The organism is Anoxybacillus sp. LAT27, assembly GCF_022030075.1.
GTDB classification, from domain to species: Bacteria; Bacillota; Bacilli; order Bacillales; family Anoxybacillaceae; genus Anoxybacillus; species Anoxybacillus kestanbolensis.
In genome coordinates, this window is sequence record NZ_JAIWYK010000417.1 from 1 (window position 1) to 222 (window position 222).

The following is a 222-nucleotide window of genomic DNA, read 5'->3' on the forward strand; positions in this document are numbered from 1 at the left end:
TCGAGGGCCAGCTTGGCGTTGTTCACGGCTATCTGCGCCTGGTCCACGGCCCATTTCCGGTCGTTCCATTCGCTTCGGGAGATGGCGCCGCCTTCGAACAGCTTTTGGCCCTGCTCAAACTCCCGCTTGGCCTTGTCCAGTTGGTTCTGGGCGCTTTGCAGTTGCAGACGCTGCTGTTGAATTGCTTCTTCCGTCGCACCCTTCAACGTCTTGCTCTTGCGG

At 59.5% G+C, this 222-nt stretch carries 1 pseudogene; it reads right to left on the reverse strand.

Features of this window, described 5'->3' with window-relative positions:
- A pseudogene (locus LD028_RS10025) lies at nt 1-222 on the reverse strand (efflux RND transporter periplasmic adaptor subunit); the annotation flags it as partial.